The organism is Maritimibacter sp. (genome assembly GCF_016774595.1).
Lineage (GTDB): Bacteria > Pseudomonadota > Alphaproteobacteria > Rhodobacterales > Rhodobacteraceae > Maritimibacter > Maritimibacter alkaliphilus.
The window spans coordinates 1,785,772-1,800,344 of record NZ_JACBWT010000002.1 but is presented as its reverse complement, the minus strand read 5'-3'; the positions used below and the strand labels follow the sequence as shown (position 1 = coordinate 1,800,344).

The 14,573-nt window shown below is 66.3% G+C and carries 11 protein-coding genes; 5 read left to right on the top strand and 6 right to left on the bottom strand.

The window, feature by feature from the left end:
* Window positions 1-206: 206 nt before the first annotated feature.
* Window positions 207-656 carry a GFA family protein gene (locus HOY44_RS20000; RefSeq protein ID WP_287437213.1) on the top strand — a complete coding sequence of 150 codons (450 nt, stop codon included), beginning with the start codon at window positions 207-209 and terminating at the stop codon, window positions 654-656.
* Here the strand turns inward: HOY44_RS20000 and HOY44_RS19995 are convergent.
* The 4 genes from HOY44_RS19995 to HOY44_RS19980 form a co-directional block, all read right to left on the bottom strand.
* On the bottom strand, window positions 640-1,851 hold the full coding sequence (locus tag HOY44_RS19995) for a glycosyltransferase family 4 protein (RefSeq protein ID WP_287437211.1): 1,212 nt from the start codon (window positions 1,849-1,851) through the stop codon (window positions 640-642). The two genes, HOY44_RS20000 and HOY44_RS19995, sit on opposite strands and share 17 nt — an antisense overlap.
* Window positions 1,852-1,918: 67 nt before the next feature.
* The gene (locus HOY44_RS19990; RefSeq protein ID WP_287437209.1) at window positions 1,919-2,800 is read right to left on the bottom strand and encodes a transglutaminase family protein; all 882 of its coding nucleotides are present in this window, start codon (window positions 2,798-2,800) and stop codon (window positions 1,919-1,921) included.
* A gap of 4 nt (window positions 2,801-2,804) precedes the next feature.
* Window positions 2,805-5,222, bottom strand: coding sequence for a circularly permuted type 2 ATP-grasp protein (locus tag HOY44_RS19985; RefSeq protein WP_287437207.1), 2,418 nt, complete (start codon window positions 5,220-5,222; stop codon window positions 2,805-2,807).
* A gap of 27 nt (window positions 5,223-5,249) precedes the next feature.
* A complete protein-coding gene (locus tag HOY44_RS19980; RefSeq protein WP_287437205.1) occupies window positions 5,250-8,606 on the bottom strand; it encodes a transglutaminase family protein in 3,357 nt (1,118 codons plus the stop codon).
* A gap of 182 nt (window positions 8,607-8,788) precedes the next feature.
* Here HOY44_RS19980 and HOY44_RS19975 point away from each other — a divergent pair, with 182 nt between their 5' ends.
* A complete protein-coding gene (locus HOY44_RS19975; RefSeq protein WP_138423097.1) occupies window positions 8,789-9,529 on the top strand; it encodes a sulfite exporter TauE/SafE family protein in 741 nt (246 codons plus the stop codon).
* Between the two features lie 50 nt (window positions 9,530-9,579).
* Here the strand turns inward: HOY44_RS19975 and HOY44_RS19970 are convergent, their stop codons facing one another.
* Together HOY44_RS19970 and mepK are read right to left on the bottom strand one after the other, a co-directional pair.
* Window positions 9,580-10,320, bottom strand: coding sequence for a glutamine amidotransferase (locus HOY44_RS19970; protein ID WP_287437203.1), 741 nt, complete (start codon window positions 10,318-10,320; stop codon window positions 9,580-9,582).
* A 116-nt stretch (window positions 10,321-10,436) separates the two neighbouring features.
* Window positions 10,437-11,006: a peptidoglycan L,D-endopeptidase MepK gene (mepK, locus tag HOY44_RS19965; protein ID WP_040884329.1), complete on the bottom strand. Its 570-nt coding sequence runs from the start codon at window positions 11,004-11,006 to the stop codon at window positions 10,437-10,439.
* 321 nt (window positions 11,007-11,327) lie between these two features.
* On the opposite strand from mepK, the gene HOY44_RS19960 reads away from it, so the two are divergent.
* The 3 genes from HOY44_RS19960 (at window position 11,328) to HOY44_RS19950 (ending at window position 14,562) form a co-directional block, all read left to right on the top strand.
* Window positions 11,328-12,947 (top strand): L,D-transpeptidase family protein, encoded by a 1,620-nt coding sequence (locus HOY44_RS19960; RefSeq protein WP_287437200.1) that lies wholly within the window; start codon window positions 11,328-11,330, stop codon window positions 12,945-12,947.
* Window positions 12,948-13,078: 131 nt separating this feature from the next.
* The gene (locus HOY44_RS19955; RefSeq protein WP_287437290.1) at window positions 13,079-13,345 is read left to right on the top strand and encodes an acyl carrier protein; all 267 of its coding nucleotides are present in this window, start codon (window positions 13,079-13,081) and stop codon (window positions 13,343-13,345) included.
* Between the two features lie 8 nt (window positions 13,346-13,353).
* Complete coding sequence (locus HOY44_RS19950; RefSeq protein ID WP_287437198.1) at window positions 13,354-14,562, top strand: beta-ketoacyl-[acyl-carrier-protein] synthase family protein; 1,209 nt, start codon at window positions 13,354-13,356, stop codon at window positions 14,560-14,562.
* Window positions 14,563-14,573 lie beyond the last annotated feature (11 nt).

The following is a 14,573-nucleotide window of genomic DNA, read 5'->3' as shown; positions in this document are numbered from 1 at the left end:
TGCCTGAACTGCCCTCCGAAGGCAGAGGCCATAGGTTCGAATCCTATCGGGTGCGCCACATTTATTTGCGCTACCGCTTCGCTACTTGAGCGCCTGTTTGGCGCGTTCGAAGGAAATCCTTCTCGGCGCGCCACCATCCGTCCTCCCCGACATGACCTTTGACGCCGCGCGTGTTTGCGCCAGAGTGGTGCGTAAGGGAGGGCCGGATGATGAGTGAACTGCACGAAGGGGGCTGTGCCTGCGGCGCGGTGCGCTACCGGACCGTGGGGCAGCCGGTCAGGGCCGGTGTCTGTCATTGCCGATACTGCCAACTTCGCACCGGGTCCGCATTCGGCGTTTCGGTCTATTTCGCGCAGGACAACGTGACCGAACTGTCGGGGGCTTTGCGCGATTACACGTTCCACACGGAAAGCGGGCGCGCCTTCACCACGCGGTTCTGCACGACGTGCGGCACGAGCGTGTTCTGGCGGCTCGAGGTGTTTCCCGATCTGGTCGGGATCGCGGGCGGGACGTTCGATCCGCCGACGTTCTGGTTCGACGTGACGCGCGAGATCTTCACCCGGACGCGCGCGCCGTTCCTCACGCACGACCTGCCGGACAGTTCGGAAACCTCGGCCAGCTACGTGCCGGGCGGCGCCGTTAGCGGCGGGACTTGATCGCCTCCTTCACCGCCTTGGGGATGAACCGCCGCCATGTGCGCGGAAAGTTCGGATCGGGGGTGAAGGACGACCATGCCTTCGGCGACCACTCCGGCGCGGGCTCGGCCATCACCGCGCGAAACAGGTCGGCATAGGCCCGCGCCGTTCCGGCGCTGGAAAACCGTTCGCGGGCGGTGGCGGCGACGGCGGCGCTCATCGTGCGCAGGTGGTCGCGATCCTGATCGAGCCCGTGAATGCCCTGGGCGAGGGCCTTGGCGTCCTCCTGCGGGACGAGGAGGCCGGAGCGGTCGTGATCGACCATGAAATCGGTGATGCCCTCGATGTTGAAGCAGGCAGGCACCGCGCCCGCCATCATCGCCTCGATCAATGCGTTCGGCATGCCCTCGAATTTCGAGGTGAACAGGTAGATGTCCACATCGCCGAGCAGGTCGGGGATCTCGCCCGGACCGAGAGCGCCGAGAAATTCGACCCGCCCCGCCGCGACATGGGGCGCAAGCTCCGTGCGCAGACGGTCGCCGTGGCGGCCCTTGCCCGCGATCCTGAGGCGGTAGTCACAGCCGAGCGCGTCGAGTTCGGCCAGGATCGCGGGGATATGCAGCACGCCTTTCTGGCCGTGTTCAAGGCGCCCGACGAACCCCAGTTCCAACCGCGCACCCGTGCCGCGCACACGGGCGGCGGCCGCATCGAAGGGGGCCGGATCATGGCCGTTCGGGATGAGCACGAGCTTGTCCGGGTCCGCGCCGTAGTCGGCGATCAGATCGTCGCGCAGACGGGGGCTGAGGGCCACGATCCGGGCGAGCCGTTCGGCCCCCGACATGGTGATCCGGTAGCCGTGGTCGAAGGCGTTGGCGCAGCGTGACATGACACGCACGCTTTGCAGCAGATGCGGGATGGCCGAAAGGATCGCGAAGGAGTTGATGCCGAGCGCGATGTCGATGCGTTCCTCGGCACACCAGTCGACGAAGGCGCGCGCCTGCCGTTTCGCGTTGGACACGTCGGGCACAAGCAGGTGGCAGCCGTCATCGGCATAGGCCGCTTCCCACAATTCCGCATCCTCGCGCCCGACGCTGACGCAGCGCATGTCGATGCCGTGTTTCAGAAGCTCGGGTCGGATGTTGCGGTAGAAGGTGAAGGTTCCGCCATCCTTCGGAACCGACCCGAAGGCGACGCGGATCGTGGGGCTGTCAGTCATCTGTCGGGAACGGTCCCTTGCGTGAGAATAGGTGGTCGGACCGATGCCCGTGGAATGCATGGGGAATTCACGCGACAACCGGGATGACGTCAACCGCCTGCGAGCTGTCCTGTCCGCCGGAACCGCGCAAAGCGCCGCGCACCGGAGCCACGTCGTCATAGTCGCGCCCGTGGGCCACGGTGACGTAATCGGCGCCCGCGAATTGCGCGTTGGTGGGGTCGTATTCGACCCAGCCCAGTTCCACGCCCACCCAGGCCCGCACCCAAGCGTGCATGGCATCGGCCCCTTCGAGGCGCGGCTCGCCCGGGGGCGGATCGGTGCGCAGGAAGCCCGAGACATAGCCCGCCGGAATGCCCAGCCCGCGCAGGCAGGAAATCATGATATGGGTGAAATCCTGACAGACCCCGTGCCGCTTGGCGAAGGCCTCGGCGGCGGGGGTCGCCACATCGGTCGCCGTCGCATCGAAGCGCATTTCGGAATAGAGCGCGCGCCCCACCGTTTCGACCGCCTGCAAGGTGGTCATGCCGGGCGTGACATGCGTCTGTGCGAAGGCGGTCATGTCGGGCTGCGGCCCGGCCCGGCGCGAGGGCACTGTGAAATGCTGTGGGGCGATGGGCGACAGCCCGCGTTGCATGTCGATCTCGGACTTGAGCGCCTCGACCGTCGGCGAGAAGTCCAGAAACTTGGGGTCGGGGCGCCGGTCGAACCGGGCGGCGAGGTCGATGGTGATCGCCTCGACCGGCTCGTGCCAGACCACGCTCGTCCGGGTGTTGCCGAAGAAATCCACCCGCTCGCGCCGCTCGGCCGGCATCGGGTCGAGGGTGAGCAGGCGGGCGAGCACCTTCTGCGTCGCCGGAATGTCGTTGGGCAATAGACGCAGCACGAGCCGCGACTGGTCCGAGGGGGTTTCATAGCTGTAGGCGATGCGCAGTTTCACGTCGTAAAGCATCGCGTCACCTCAGATAGGCCGCCGAGACCTGCTCGGAAATCGCGGCCAGATCGCCGCGCAGTTCACCGAAGACCGCAGGCGTGATCGCAATGGGATCGGCCACTTCCAGCCGGGTCTTGAGCGGCAGGATCGCGCGCAGAAGCGGGCCGGGGCGGCCGTCGGGCATGATGTCGGGCAGGCCCTCGACCAGTCGCTTCATCTCGTTCACCTGAAACAGGACGGCGCGCGGGTTGTCGGCGTCGAGGGCGAGAAGGTCGACCACCGTGTCGCGGTTCGTGTTGATGCGGTAGCGGCGCTGATGGGTCATGACGCTGTCGGCCACCTCGACCGCGATGTCGAAACAGCCCGCGGGCGCCTTGGAATCGGTGAACGTCGCAAGCATGGCGAGCAGCCCGTCCGCCCGTTCGATCGCGCGGCCAAGCGACAGGAACCGCCAGCCCGCGAACCGATACATATTCTCGTGCACCAGCCCCGCGAACCCGGTGATCTTGCGCAGAAGAACGCTCATCGCGCGGGCGGCATCGTCGCCCGGCGTCGCGGTCTCGCGCATCGCGCGCATGGTCTTGTCCAGATCCTTGAGCGCGAGCCAGCCGTCGGTCGAAAAGCGGTCGCGCACCTTCGACGCGCAGGTCTGCGCGGCGGCGAGCCGGTCGAGCAGCGCCGCGGGCATCGCTTCGGTCGGGTCGACACCGAACGGGGCAAGGTAGGCCTGTATCGTCCTGAGGCGCGGATCGTCCGGCCCGTCGGTGGTCGCAAGGCGCAGGTGATAGGCTCGCACGAGCCGGATCAGGTCTTCGGCCCGCTCGAGGTAGCGGCCGAGCCAGTACAGATTGTCGGCCCCGCGTGACGGCAGCGTGCCCGAGGTGATGCGCCGATAGGGCTGGTCGTCGGTCGGCGTCAGCGTGGGTTGCGGCACCGGGCCGTCGGATGCGATCCAGACATCGGCCACCGACCCGCCGCGCTGCATGGCAAGCGCGGTCGCGTCGCCTTCGGGGCCGATCCGGGCATAGCCGCCCTTCATGAAGCTCCAGCCCTTGTCCGTGCGGGCGGCAAAGACGCGCACGGTCATCGGACAGGGGCGCAGGCGGCCGGTTTCGCCGTCCCCGACCCAGGCCGGCGTGGTGGACAGGTTCACCGCCTGTTGCCCGACGAGAGAGGCGCCCTCGGTCGCCAGCAAGGTGTCCAGCGGTCCGCGCGCCGAGTCGCGCACGTCGCCGCCGACGATGGCGTTCGCGCCCCAGTCGAAGGGCAGGTCCACCGATAGCGCCGGACCGATGACGAGGTTTTGCGCGTTCGACCGCACGTATTCCCGCTCGCTCGGGCTGCCGCACCACCATGTCGCGATGTTGGGCATCGCCAGAGGTTCGCCGTTCAGAAGCCTGTTGATCTTGGGCAGGAACGCCATCAGCGCGCGGGTTTCCAGCACGCCCGATCCCAGCGCATTGGCGAGGGCGAGGTTTCCGGTCGCCACCGCCTCCATCAGCCCCGGCGTTCCGATCTGGCTGTCGGGTTCGAACTCCAGCGGATCGGCGAACTGCGCGTCGATCCGGCGCCAGAGCACGCCAAGCGGCTGCGGCCCCTCGATCGTGCGCACCATCGCTTCGCCGTTCTTGACGATCAGGTCTTCGCCTTCGAGCAGCATGAGGCCCAGATATCGGGCGATATAGGTGTGCTCGAAATAGGCGTCGTTGGCGGGGCCGGGGGTAAGGATGCCCGCGCGACGCGGCAGCCCCTCGCGCCGGTTGGCGAGCGTGTCCAGCGCATGTCTGAAATCCCCGAAGAAGCCTGCGAGCCGGTGAATGCGGTCGCCCGAGAAGCTTTCGGGAAAAATGCGGCTGGTGGCCATCCGGTTTTCCAGCGCGAACCCGGCCCCCGACGGGGCCTGCGTCCGGTCGCCCAGGACGAACCACGACCCGTCCGGGGAGCGCCCGATCTCGAACGCGAGGAAGTGGAGGTAATGCCCGCCCGCCGGTTCGACTCCGACCATCGGCCTGAGCCATGCCGGATTGTTCGCGACCAGATCGACCGGCAGATGCCCGTCCGCCACCAGCTTGCCCGGCCCATACAAGTCGGCCATCACCGCTTCGAGCAGATCGGCGCGCTGCGACAGGGCAGTGCAGATGCCGTTCCATTCGGTCTCGTGCAGGATCACGGGCACATGGCTGAGGGGCCATTCGCGTTCCGACAGCGGCTGGTTGGAATACTGGCGGAAATAGACCCCGGCATCGCGCAGATACTGGTTGCCGCGCTCGAACCGCCCGGCGACCTGCGCGGGCGTCAGACGTGAAAACGCATCCACGAAGGGTTGCCAGACCGGGCGCATCTCGCCTGTCGTGCCGAACAATTCGTCCGACACGCCCGACTGCGGCGCGTAGCCTTCGAGATAGGGCGGAGTCACGCGGACCCCCGCTTGCTGTTCCATTGCGTCTCCGAGCGCGTCGCGATTGACTTAGACCAGCCCGACGGGGCGGCGCAGGTCAAGGGTCATCGGAAACTCCGGATGGGTGGGTTCGGGTTCCGGTCGATAGGCCTTGGTCGAATGACCATGCGCCTCGAACCGCGCCAGTCGCCGCGCCTCGGCCTCGTTCCCGTTGACCGGGAAGGTGTCGTAATTGCGCCCGCCGGGGTGTGCGACATGATAGGTGCAGCCCGCCAGCGCATGGCCTGTCCAGTCGTCGTAGATGTCGAAGGTCAGCGGCGCGTTGACGGGCAGAGTGGGATGCAGGGCTTCTGCGGGTTGCCACGCCTTGAACCGGACCGCGCCCACCGACACGCCCGACGTGCCGGACCGGGCGAGGGGAACGGGGCGGCGGTTGCACATCACGCGGTAGCGGTCCTGATGGAGCGTCGTGAGCTTGACCTGAAGCCGCTCGACCGAACTGTCGGTGTAGCGCACCGTGCCGCCGATCGCGCCGGTTTCACCCAGCACGTGCCACGGCTCCAGCGCCTGCCGGATTTCGAGGTTGATGCCCTCGGCGTCGACCTGACCGCAGAACGGGAACCGGAACTCGGCCTGCGCCTCGAACCACACCGGGTCGAGGTCGAAGCCGTGCTGGCGCAGATCGGCGAGCAGGTCGAGGAAATCCTCCCACAGGAAATGCGGCATCATGAAGCGGTCGTGCAGCACCGTGCCCCAGCGCACGGGCTTGCCCTCGACCGGCGCGTCCCAGCAGCGGGCGATGATGGCGCGCAGCAGCAGTTGCTGGGCCAGCGACATGCGCGGATGCGGCGGCATCTCGAAGCCCCGGAACTCGACCAGACCCAGACGGCCCGTAGGACCGTCGGGTGAGAACAGTTTATCGATGCAGATTTCGGCCCGGTGGGTGTTGCCGGTCACGTCCGTCAGCATGTTGCGCAGCAGTCGATCCACCAGCCACGGCGGCGGGACGCTGCCGTTTTCGGGCGGATTGATCTGGGACAGCGCGATTTCCAACTCGTAAAGCGTGTCGTGGCGCGCCTCGTCGATGCGCGGGGCCTGAGACGTGGGGCCGATGAAGAGGCCGGAGAAGAGGTAGGACAGCGACGGATGGCGCTGCCACGTCAGGATCAGCGACTTGAGCAGGTCGGGGCGGCGCAGGAACGGGCTGTCGTTCAGCGTGCCGCCGCCCACGACGACATGGTTGCCGCCGCCGGTGCCGGTGTGGCGCCCGTCGATCATGAACTTGTCGGCGCCGAGACGGCATTGCCGCGCTTCTTCATAGATCGCTTCGGTGGTCGCCACGCAATCGTCCCAGCTATGGGCCGGGTGAATGTTCACCTCGATCACGCCGGGGTCCGGGGCCACGCGGATCACGTTCAGGCGCGGATCGTGCGGGGGCGAGTAGCCTTCGATATGGACCGGGATACCAAGCGCGCGGGCGCTTTCCTCGGCGGCGGCGACAAGTTCGAGGTAGTCGTCCACGCTTTCGGTCGGCGGCATGAAGACGCAAAGCCGCCCGTCACGCGGCTCGACCGACAGCGCGGTGCGCACCACGCCGCCCACGGTGTCGAGCACCTGTTCCACGATCTCCTGTCCCGGCTCCGCGGCTTGCGCCTCGCTCACCGGTTGAGCGCGCGACGTGTCGGTTTCGGGCGCGCGCTTTTCCAGTTCCTCGTGATAGTCGGGCAGGTCGCCGACCTCGATCGAAGGATCGGTGACGTAGTGATAGGGATACTGCGCGGGCGGCACATGCGGCAGCGCCCCCAGCGGCAGACGGAAACCGGCGGGGCTGTCGCCGGGGATGAGGAACAGCTTGCCGCGCCGGGTCTTCCACACTTCGGACAGCCAGCGCGCGCCGGTCGCCTTGGTCTGCCAGCGTTGAATGGGCAGGACGTAGCCCACCGGCTGATCCAACCCCCGCTCGAACACGCGGGCGAACCGGCTGCGCTCCTCGGGGTCTTTCAGTTTGCTGTCCTCGGGCGTCACGTTCGGGGGCAGCTTGCCCTCCTTCAGCATCCACTCCGCCGGGTCTTCATAGACCGCATGGGTGAACTTGCCGTCGAGCCCCAGCCGCGCGGCGATCCCGTCGAGCAGTTTTTCGGCCTCCGGCGCACCCGCGCCGGTATCGTCGCCTTCGTGCGCGATAAGGCTTTCGTCACGCCAGACGGGTTTGCCGTCGCGCCGCCAGTAGAGCGAGAAGGTCCAGCGCGGCAGGCTTTCGCCCGGATACCACTTGCCTTGCCCATAGTGGAGAAAGCCCCCCGGTGCGAAACGGTCGCGCAGGCGGCGGATGAGTTGATCGGCGAGCGCGCGTTTCTGCGGGCCGACGGCGGCGGTGTTCCACTCGTCGCTCTCGAAATCGTCGATGGAGACGAAGGTGGGTTCGCCGCCCATCGTCAGGCGCACGTCGTTTTTCTCGAGGCTCGCGTCGACCTGCTGGCCGAGTTTGTTCAGCCGCTCCCACGCCTCGTCCGAAAAGGGTTTGGTGATGCGGGGATGTTCCGAAACGCGCTTCACCTGCATGTCGAAGGCGAAATCGACCTGCGGTGTGCCTGCCGAGGAATAGCCGCCCGCGATGGGGGCGGCGTTCACGTAATGCGGCGTCGCGGCCAGCGGGATATGGCTTTCGCCCGTCAAAAGCCCCGATGTCGGGTCCAGCCCGATCCAGCCCGCGCCGGGGATGAACACCTCGCACCAGGCGTGAAGATCGGTGAAGTCGTGGTCGGTCCCCGACGGGCCGTCGAGCGATTTCAGGTCCGGCTCCAACTGGATCAGGTAACCCGACACGAACCGCGCGGCGAAACCCAGATGGCGCAGTACCTGCACCAGAAGCCAGCTTGAATCGCGGCAGGAGCCGGAGCCGATCCGAAGCGTCTCGTCCGGCGTCTGCACCCCCGGTTCCATCCGGATCGTGTATTCGACATGCTTCGAGATCGCGGCATTCAGGCCGACGAGGAAATCCACCGTCCGCTTTTCACCCAAGTCCAGCGAGCCGATGAACTTGGCAAGCCCCGGCCCCTCGGGTTCCGGGGTGCGGTAGATCGCCAGATCGGGGGTCAGCTCGGCCGGATAGTCGAAGGGCCATTCCTCGGCATATTCCTCGACGAAGAAATCGAACGGGTTGTAGACCGACATATCGGCGACCAGATCGACCTCGATCTTGAACTCGGTCACCGGCTCGGGAAACACGAAACGCGCCAGCCAGTTGCCATACGGGTCCTGCTGGTGGTTCACGAAATGGCCGCCGGGCGAAACCTTGAGCGAATGCGAGATGACGCGGGTGCGTGAATGCGGCGCGGGCCTGAGCCGGATGATCTGCGGCCCCAACGTGACGGGCCGGTCATACTTGTAATGGGTCAGGTGATAGATGCTCGCATGGATCGCCATTTGGGGCCTTCCGTTTGTCTGTCTCCCCCACGTTATTGGGATGGGCCGGGGTGTAACACCCTCATTTCACGCGAAACCTGACAAACGCGGGTCGCTGCCCAAAAATCAGGCGTTCGTGACGTTCCGCAGGTTTCCTCGCCCGTCCCGCGTGGTATGGGACCGCAAAACAACACGGGCCGCTCATGGACATTCAAGCCGTCATCCTCGTCTGTCTCGCCTTCGCCGCCGGGGGAATCGTCAAAGGGGCGACCGGGGCGGGTGCGCCGCTGTTCGCGGTTCCGCTCATGGCGATGCAGCGCGACATCCAGTTCGCGGTGGCGGTGTTCGTGCTGGCCAACATCGTGCCGAACCTCTGGCAATTCCTACAATACCGGCGCGCGCTCGAGGCACCGCGCTTCGCGGTGTTCTTCGCGGCGGCGGGCGGGGTCGGCGTCGGGTTGGGAACCGTCGCCTTGGCGGGATGGGAGCCCGACCTTCTGGTGTTCGGCGTCGGGCTGGTGCTTGCGGCCTATGTGGTTTTCCGGCTGCTCAATCCGCGCTGGCGACTGACCATGGCGGCCGGATGGCGCGCCGTGGTGCCCGCGGGGCTGGTCGCCGGGGTCTTGCAGGGGGCGACGGGCCTGTCCGCGCCCGTTTCGATCACCTTCCTCAACGCGCTCGACCTGAAACGCGAGACCTTCATCGCGACGATTTCGCTGTTCTTCGTGACGCTCGGGGTTGTCCAGTTGCCGGCCCAGTTCGCATTGGGCGTGACGAACCCGCATCTCGTGCTGTTAAGCGCGCTGGCCCTGATCCCGCTCATGCTGGGGATGCCGGTGGGGGCGTGGCTCGGGCGCAGGCTGCCGCAGGTGATGTTTCAGCGCGCGGTCCTCGTCATCCTCGCGGTGCTTGCCGTGCGGTTGATCTACAGCGGGATTGCGTGAGCTTCATGTTTTGAGTGCGGAACGCGACGTAAGACGCTGATAAAACGTCCTTACCGGCGATAGAGCTCCGCGAAGTTGCGCAGGACCAGCGCCGGGGCCTCGACCGTTTCCGCATGACCCTTCGCGATCAGGCCTTCGGCTTCGTCGGGCGCGAAATAGCCGCGGTGCTTGTAGATGTTGATCCGGGTTTCCAGCCCGTGTCCGTCAAGCTCGGGGTGGAACTGCGTGGCATAAACGTTCCGGCCGAGCCGGATCATCTGAAAAGGGCACGGCGCGGATTGGGCGAGGTGGACGACCCCATCGGGCAGATGTTGCAGAGCTTCCTTATGCCCGACGAAAGCCTTGAAGCTGGCGGACATTCCGGCAAGCAGCGGATCGGCCTTGCCAGCATCGGTCAGGGTGCAGGTCGTGGCGCCCACAGGCTCGCCGTAGCGGGCCTTGGACACCGAGCCGGGTTCGAGGTGGTGGCCCAGAATGCCGATCCCGTAGCAGCAGCCGAGGAACGGCAGGTCGCGTTCTGTGATTTCGGGCATGAGCGACAGGATCGACGCCTCGATCCGTGCCTCCACCGGGTCTTTCGTCTCCGGCGCATCCGAAACGCAGCCCGGACCGCCGCCGACGATCACGCCGGAATAGGCGGTCAGGTCCAGATCGTCCGGCAAATCCTCTTGATCCAGACGGATGCGGTGCACCTCGTCCTCGTCCAGACCGCCCTTGGCGAGCATGGCGGCGAATTCATCGTCCGCGGCGTCGGTTTCGGGGCGAAGCTGAAGGATCAGAAACGGTTTCATGAGGCCGGACTTAGCCGCGCGGGGCCGGGCCGTCTATCGCGCATTCGTTCGCGTGCGGGCAAAAAGAAACCCCGGCGCGCGGGCCGGGGGTGGTTCCTTGTCGCACTCGGGCGCGATCAGCTGCCCCAGGAGCGGACCTGACCGCAATCCATGTGCACGAAATTCGAGCCGGAGTATTTGCCGACGCCGCCGGCGCGGCAGGCCTGAGCGGCCTTGAAGATCTGGTTCACCGAGCGGGAGTTCAGGCGAAGGTCTGCGGCCTGACCCTTGAGGTGGAGCGAATTCTTGGCCACGCCGCGCGAGCGGGACCGAAGCATCGCGTTGGTTTCCGGCGAACGGTAGCCCGAAAGCAGCATGTAGGGTTCGGTGGAATCGAGCAGCGCGTGCGCGGCTGCGGTGATGTCCAGCGTCCGCGTGTCGATCGCGATCTGCTTGTCGACCCGCGCGTCGCGCATGAAGTAATTGATCTCGGCGAGCGCCTCTTTGATGTACTCGCCCTCGATCCAGTAGATCGTGTTGATGCTTTCGCCGGTTCGGCCCGCGTACATCGCGATCCGCCGCACGTCACCCGCGCCACGAAGGAACCCTGCTGCATTTGAAAAGGTCGGTGCTGCTGCTACTGCGGTTGCCGCGAAGGCACCCAGCAGAGCACGGCGGCTCATGCCATTGGAGCTCGACATCGTCATTGTCCCAAACGTCCCAGTTTCTTGCCTACCCACTCCGTTCAGCGGGATATTTCGCCATTAGTCCCCAGGCGATGAGGGGAATATGACACAACTCGATTCGTGGGAAAAGCCCAGTTTGTTGCCCTTCGGAACGAATCAAGGGGTTTGGGCAAAATCTCGCTGAAAAGCCCAAACATTGCCTTAAAGCGTGGTGAAACTGTCGCACCCCTTGGGCGACGGGCCGAAACGCCCGGACCTGTCGGCTTTGTGATTTCCCCCGGATGGACCCTGTGGCAAGACTTGGGAGTTAGGGAAGAAACGCCATTTGACGAACCGGGGACCATGAAGACGACAAAGCTCAACCGCCTATTCCGCCCGATCCTGCTCTCCATCGCACTTGCCGTGCCTGCCACCGCGGTCGTCACCTTGCCCGCGACGGCGCAGATCAAGATTTCCACCTTCGCACAGGCGATCGCCGAAGCGGCCTCGGACGACGAGGATATCGCGGGCTTTTATCGTGAGAATGGCTATCAGCCGATCTGGACCTCGGGCTCGGACGAGCATCAGGCGCGGATCATGGCGCTGTTTCAGGCGATCCAGCACGCCGACGACCACGGGCTGCCGGAGCGTGCCTTCGACACCGCCGCACTGGAAAACGCGATGCGGGCCATCGACAGCCCCCGCGATCTGGGCCGCGTCGAAGTCGATTTGTCCAAGCTCTTCCTGACCTATGCGAAATACATCCAGACCGGCATCCTGACGCCCGCTGCCGTCGACGACGGGATCAAGCGCGAAGTGCCGCTCAAGGATCGCACCGAATTGCTCAAGGCGTTCTCGCAGGCGCAGCCGGCGCCGTTCCTGCGCACGCTGCCCCCGAAATCCGAGGAATACGCCCGCCTCATGCGCGAAAAGCTGCGGCTGGAACGTGTCCGCGCCGAGGGGGGTTGGGGTCCCACGGTTCAGGCCGGCTCGCTGCGCCCCGGCGATCAGGGGCAGGCGGTGATCCAGTTGCGCAACCGTCTGGTCACCATGGGCTATATGGATCGCTCCGCGACGCAGACCTATGACGAAAATATCCAGCGCGCGGTGCAGCGGTTCCAGACCAACCACGGGCTGACCGCCGATGGCGTCGCCGGTGGCGACACGGTCAAGGCGATCAACACGCCGGTCGAGGATCGGCTGGAGCGCATCATCGTCGCGATGGAACGCGAACGGTGGATGAACATCGAACGTGGCGACCGCTACGTCTGGGTGAACCTCACCACCTTCACCGCCCGCGTCGTCGACGGTGGCAAGGTGACGTTCGAAACCCGGTCGGTCGTCGGCCAGAACCTGTCGACCCACCGCACGCCCGAATTCTCGGACATGATGGAGCACATGGTCATCAACCCGTCGTGGTATGTGCCGCGCTCGATCATCGTGAACGAATATCTGCCCGCCCTGCGCGCCAACAGCGGTGCGGCCGGTCACCTGCTCATCACCGATGCGCGGGGGAGGACGGTCAGCCGGGCGACGGACTTTTCGCAATATTCGGCCCGCAATTTCCCGTTCGACATGCGTCAGCCGCCGGGACCGGGCAACGCACTGGGCTACGTGAAGTTCATGTTCCCGAACCAATACAACATCTACCTGCACGACACCCCGTCCAAGAGCCTGTTCGGGCGTGAAGTGCGGACCTTCAGCCATGGCTGCGTGCGTCTTCAGCAACCGTTCGACTTCGCCTACACCATGCTCGCGCCGCAGGAAGCCGACCCCGAAGGGTTCTTCCAGTCGATCCTGCGCACGGGGCAGGAAACCAAGGTCGAGCTGGACGAGCCGGTTCCGGTTCACCTCGTCTACCGCACGGCCTTCACCGACACGCGTGGCGAGATGAACTATCGCAACGATATGTATGGCCGCGACGCCCGCATCTGGGCCGCGCTTCAGGCCGCCGGCGTCGATCTGCGTATGCTCGACAGCTGACCGGGGCCGAGATCCTGAGAACCGGCGTGGGCCTTGCCTGCGCCGGTTTTTTCATGCGCCGTCATCCGGGCGTTGCATTTCGGTGGCAGGGGACCGGGAAATGAGACAGGATGGAGGCGACCATGAAAGACATGACCGACGATATCGCAGGACAGGTGATCGACATTCTCGCCCGCCAGGCGGTGCGCGATCCTGCCGACATCGACCCTGACGCCGCGCTCGAAACCCTTGGGATCGACAGCATGGGGCTGGTCGAGATCATCTTCGCCATCGAAGAGACCTTCGACGTGTCGGTGCCGTTCAACGCCAATGCGCCCGAGGCCGGGGGCTTCGACCTGACCACCGTGAACGGGGTGATCGACGCGGTGCGCGCACTGGTCGGGGCGCGGGGCGCCTGAGCCACCCCATGCGGCGTGTCGTCATCACCGGGGCCGGGACGATCAACCCGCTCGGCGCGAGCGTTTCCGAGACCTTCGAGGCGATGAAAGCCGGGCGATGCGCCATCGGCCCGCTGGACATCCGCGACGCGGACCGGCTGACAGCCCCCATCGGGGCGCAGGTCGCGGGCTTCGATCCGGCGGCGCATCAGGACCGCCAGACGATCTCGCTCACCGACCGCTTCAGCCAGTTCGCGCTCGTCGCGGCGGAGGAGGCGATGGGGCAGGCGGGGCTTGCTGCCGACCCCGACCTCGCGCCCCGGTTCGGTGCGGTCCTCGGCAATTCCGGCGGCGGAATGGAAACGCAGGACGACGGCTTCCGCGCTGTCTATGAGGCGGGCAAGGCGCGGGTTCACCCCTTTACCGTGCCCCGGCTCATGGGCAACGCGCCAAGCGCGCATCTGACGCTGCGCCACGGCCTCAGGGGGCCGTCCTTCACCGTCTCATCCGCCTGTGCGTCGTCCAATCACGCGATGGGGCAGGCGGCGAGCCTGATCGCCAGCGGGCAGGCCGACGTGATGCTGACGGGTGGGACCGAGGCGATGCTGACCTTCGGCGGGTTGAAGGCGTGGGAGGGGCTGCGCGTCATGTCGGCCACCGGATGCCGCCCGTTCTGCGCCAGCCGCGACGGCATGGTGCAGGGCGAAGGCGCGGCGATTTTCGTGTTCGAGGCCGAGGAGCACGCACGCGCCCGTGGCGCGACCATCCTCGCCCGTGTCGCGGGCCACGCGATGACCTCGGATGCGCGCGACATCGTTCTGCCGGACGCAGCCGGGGCGGCGGCGGCGATGACGGGGGCTCTCCGGGCCGCGGATCTAACGCCGGGCGACATCGGTTATGTCAACGCCCATGGCACGGCCACGGCGGCCAATGACCGGACCGAGGCCGCGGCGATCCGCGCCGCGTTCGGGCCGGAGGCCGACCGGGTCGCGGTGTCCTCCACCAAGTCCATGCACGGCCACCTGATCGGCGGGGCCGGCGCGGTCGAGTTGATCGCCTGCCTGCTGGCGCTTGGCGAAGGCGTCATCGCACCCACCGTCGGGTGGCGCGAGGCGGATGCGGATATCGCGCTGAACCTCGTCACCGGACAGGCGCGAAGGGCACGGGTCGAAGCGGTTCTGTCCAATGCCTTCGCCTTCGGGGGCATGAACGCGGTCATCGCGCTGACCGCACCGTGAAAACCGGCTCC

What these genes read in the sequence shown, in the direction of transcription:
- HOY44_RS19960 (WP_287437200.1), top strand. Translation starts at nt 11,328, where the DNA reads ATGAAGACGACAAAGCTCAACCGCCTATTCCGCCCGATCCTGCTCTCC.
- HOY44_RS19955 (WP_287437290.1), top strand. Translation starts at nt 13,079, where the DNA reads ATGACCGACGATATCGCAGGACAGGTGATCGACATTCTCGCCCGCCAG.
- HOY44_RS19950 (WP_287437198.1), top strand. Translation starts at nt 13,354, where the DNA reads ATGCGGCGTGTCGTCATCACCGGGGCCGGGACGATCAACCCGCTCGGC.
- HOY44_RS19975 (WP_138423097.1), top strand. Translation starts at nt 8,789, where the DNA reads ATGGACATTCAAGCCGTCATCCTCGTCTGTCTCGCCTTCGCCGCCGGG.
- HOY44_RS19980 (WP_287437205.1), bottom strand. Translation starts at nt 8,606, where the DNA reads ATGGCGATCCATGCGAGCATCTATCACCTGACCCATTACAAGTATGAC.
- HOY44_RS19990 (WP_287437209.1), bottom strand. Translation starts at nt 2,800, where the DNA reads ATGCTTTACGACGTGAAACTGCGCATCGCCTACAGCTATGAAACCCCC.
- mepK (WP_040884329.1), bottom strand. Translation starts at nt 11,006, where the DNA reads ATGACGATGTCGAGCTCCAATGGCATGAGCCGCCGTGCTCTGCTGGGT.
- HOY44_RS19985 (WP_287437207.1), bottom strand. Translation starts at nt 5,222, where the DNA reads ATGGAACAGCAAGCGGGGGTCCGCGTGACTCCGCCCTATCTCGAAGGC.
- HOY44_RS20000 (WP_287437213.1), top strand. Translation starts at nt 207, where the DNA reads ATGATGAGTGAACTGCACGAAGGGGGCTGTGCCTGCGGCGCGGTGCGC.
- HOY44_RS19970 (WP_287437203.1), bottom strand. Translation starts at nt 10,320, where the DNA reads ATGAAACCGTTTCTGATCCTTCAGCTTCGCCCCGAAACCGACGCCGCG.
- HOY44_RS19995 (WP_287437211.1), bottom strand. Translation starts at nt 1,851, where the DNA reads ATGACTGACAGCCCCACGATCCGCGTCGCCTTCGGGTCGGTTCCGAAG.